At 68.9% G+C, this 2471-nt stretch carries 2 protein-coding genes and 1 pseudogene; all 3 read left to right on the forward strand.

The features are described from left to right. Positions 1–1514: pseudogene (locus tag H0W38_RS20870) on the forward strand (DNA ligase-associated DEXH box helicase); the annotation flags it as partial. Then, positions 1511–1906 carry a DUF1232 domain-containing protein gene (locus tag H0W38_RS20875; protein ID WP_292457802.1) on the forward strand — a complete coding sequence of 132 codons (396 nt, stop codon included), beginning with the start codon at positions 1511–1513 and terminating at the stop codon, positions 1904–1906. The pseudogene H0W38_RS20870 and the gene H0W38_RS20875, both read left to right, overlap by 4 nt. Continuing rightward, positions 1903–2424: a thermonuclease family protein gene (locus H0W38_RS20880; RefSeq protein ID WP_292457803.1), complete on the forward strand. Its 522-nt coding sequence runs from the start codon at positions 1903–1905 to the stop codon at positions 2422–2424. Before H0W38_RS20875 ends, H0W38_RS20880 begins: the two co-directional genes overlap by 4 nt. Positions 2425–2471 lie beyond the last annotated feature (47 nt).

Raw genomic sequence — 2471 nt, forward strand, 5'->3', positions numbered from 1 at the left:
GGTTGCTGCAGCGCGCGGGGCGCAGCGGCCACCAGCCGGGCCGCGCCTCGCGCATCACGCTCGTGCCGACCAACACGCTCGAACTCGTCGAAGCCGCCGCCGCGCGCCGCGCCGCGCTGGCCGGGCGCATCGAGAAACGCCAATCGCCGCACCAGCCGCTCGACGTGCTGGTGCAGCACCTCGTCACCGCCGCGCTCGGCGGCGGCTTCGAGCCGGAGGCGATGTTCGAGGAAGTGCGCAGTGCCTTTGCTTATCGCAGCCTCGCTCGGGAGCAGTTCCAATGGGCGCTCGATTTCGTCGAGCACGGCGGCACCAGCCTGGGCGCGTATCCCGAGTACCACCGCGTGCAGCGCGTGGACGGCTTCTACCGCGTCCCCGACCGAGGCATCGCCAAGCGCCACCGGCTCGCAGTCGGCACCATCGTGGGCGACGCGGTGATGGCGGTGAAGTGGCTCTCGGGCGGCAGCATCGGCACGATCGAGGAGGGCTTCATCGCACGCCTCAATAAGGGCGACTGCTTCGTCTTCGCCGGTCGCGTGCTCGAATACGTGCGCACGCAGGACATGGCCGCCTACGTGCGCCGAGCCAGCAAGAGCAAGGGCATCGTGCCGGCCTGGCAAGGCGGCAAGATGCCGCTGTCCACCGAGCTCGCCGACGCGGTGCTGGAGACGATGCAAGGCGCCGCCAAGGGCGATTTCAGCGAGCCCGAACTGCAAGCCGCCCGGCCCATGCTCGAGACGCAGTTGCGCTTGTCGAGGCTGCCCACTCCGACGAGCCTGCTGGTCGAGCGCTTCGATTCGCGCGAGGGCCACCATCTCTACCTCTACCCCTTTGCCGGGCGCAACGTGCACCTCGGCCTGGCCTCCTTGCTGGCCTGGCGGTTGGCGAGAGACCGACCGAACACCTTCAGCCTGTCGGTCAACGACTACGGGTTCGAGCTGCTCAGCGCCTTGCCGATCCCGCTGGCGTCGGTGCTCGACAAGCGCGTGTTCTCGGCCGAGCACCTGCTGCAGGATGTGCTTGACAGCCTCAACTCCGGCGAGCTGGCACAGCGGCGCTTTCGCGAGATCGCGCGCGTCTCGGGGCTGGTGTTCACCGGCTACCCGGGCGCGCCGAAGAGCATGAAGCAGCTTCAGGCCTCGAGCAGCCTGTTCTACGAGGTGTTCCGCAAATACGATTCGGGCAACCTGCTGCTCGGCCAGGCAGACAGCGAGGTGCTCAGCCAGGAACTCGACATCGGCCGCCTCGCCGAGACGCTGCGAGGCCTGACCGCCAAGCGCATCGACTTCGTCGAACTCGAACTGCCGAGTCCGATGTGCCTGCCGCTGATGGTCGAGCGTTTCCGGGAACAATTGACGACCGAGAAACTCAACGACCGGCTCCAGCGCATGCTCGACAAGATCAACGCCGCCATCGACGCGCCTTCGCGGCCACCCTCGCGTTCGAGAGTGCGTTCGCCTTCGCCATCAGGATCGCAACCCGCGCGCGCGCCCCGCCGCAAGCAGACTCCATGAAGATCGCTCGCCTCTTCGGCGCCGCCAACCGCGCGCGCCTTGCCGTCTACCTGCTGGCGCTGTGGAAGCTGTTCAAGCACCCCGACACCCCGCGCGCGCCCAAGTGGATCGCGCTGGCGGTGCTGGCCTATGCGGTGAGCCCGATCGATCTGATCCCGGACTTCATCCCTGTGCTGGGCCTGCTCGACGACCTGATCCTGCTGCCGCTGGGCATCGCGCTCGCCATCAAGCTCACGCCCGAGGCACTGTGGCAGGCGCGCCTGGCCGAGGCCGAGGCGAGCAAGGACAAGCTGCCGAAGATGGTCTGGGGCGCGGTGCTGATCGTGGCGGTCTGGCTGCTGGCGATGGGCGCGCTGGGCTGGTGGGCGTGGCAGACCTGGGGCGCTGCATGAAGCGACGGGTGCTCTCGCTGTGCCTCGCGCTCGCCTGTGCCCTCGCCGCGGCGGGCGAGACGCGCTTCAGCGGTGTCGTCACGCGCGTGAGCGATGGCGACACGGTGTGGGTGCAACCCGATCAGGAAGACGGCACACCACGCCGCAAGCGCGTGAAGCTTCGCCTGGTCGGACTCGATGCGCCCGAGCGTTGCCAGGCGCACGGCCGCGAAGCCGGCGCCGCGCTGGCTTCGCGCGTGCAGGGCCGGCCCGTGACGGTGCGCCGACGTGCGACCGATGACTACGGCCGCGCGCTCGGCACGCTGTGGGTGGGTGACGAGGACGTCGGTGCATGGCTGGTACGCGAGGGCCATGCATGGTCGGCGCGGTATCGCGGCAACCCCGGACCGTATGCAGCCGAAGAAGGCGACGCCCGCAAGGGTCGGCGCGGTTTGTTCGCCAAGCCGTTGCCGGCCATCGAGCCGCGGGTGTTCAGGCGGGAGCATGGGCGGTGCGAGGCGGCGGTCGATCAGCCGTGACTTGCAGGCGCTGTTTGTGTGCCATGCCTTGGGAGTGTGAAACGTCA

It is taken from the genome of Methylibium sp. (assembly GCF_013817365.1).
In the GTDB taxonomy this organism is placed as follows: Bacteria; Pseudomonadota; Gammaproteobacteria; order Burkholderiales; family Burkholderiaceae_C; genus Methylibium.